The organism is Mesorhizobium sp. M6A.T.Cr.TU.017.01.1.1 (assembly GCF_004023115.1).
Classification (GTDB): domain Bacteria; phylum Pseudomonadota; class Alphaproteobacteria; order Rhizobiales; family Rhizobiaceae; genus Mesorhizobium; species Mesorhizobium mediterraneum.
In genome coordinates, this window is sequence record NZ_RZTA01000317.1 from 1 (window position 1) to 396 (window position 396).

Annotated in this window: 1 protein-coding gene; it reads right to left on the reverse strand. The window is 65.9% G+C overall.

Annotated elements, in window-relative coordinates; translation table 11 throughout:
* On the reverse strand, positions 1 to 396 hold a 396-nt coding region (locus tag EOB36_RS34170; RefSeq protein WP_206637252.1), incomplete at both ends, for a 2-oxoacid:acceptor oxidoreductase family protein.

Here is a 396-nt window from a genome sequence, read left to right on the forward strand (position 1 = left end):
CGCCGGCACCGATCGCCTGTTCGTAGCTCTCGCGGGTGAAGGGCAGCGCATCGGACCCCGCCAGCGCGCCAAGCAGGCTGGCCGAGATCATCGAGCCATTGTCGGCGGCGATCTTTTCCATGTCGAAAGCGATGAAGCGCTTCGATGCTGCTTCCGCCGTCGCATGAACCTTGGAGGACGAGGCCCGGCCATCGCCCGGTTCGATTTTTTCCGACACGGCGGCGATGCGGTGCGAGGAGGCGATCAGCGTGGTCCGCTCGGGCGTGACGAAGCCGCGAATGATGGCCCGGCCGGCTTCCATCAGTTCAGCCGCGATCAGGATGTCGACATCGCCCTGCGAGGGCGACAGGGCAAAGACCGGCAGCCGGCCGGTGTCACGGGCCATCTGGACATAGT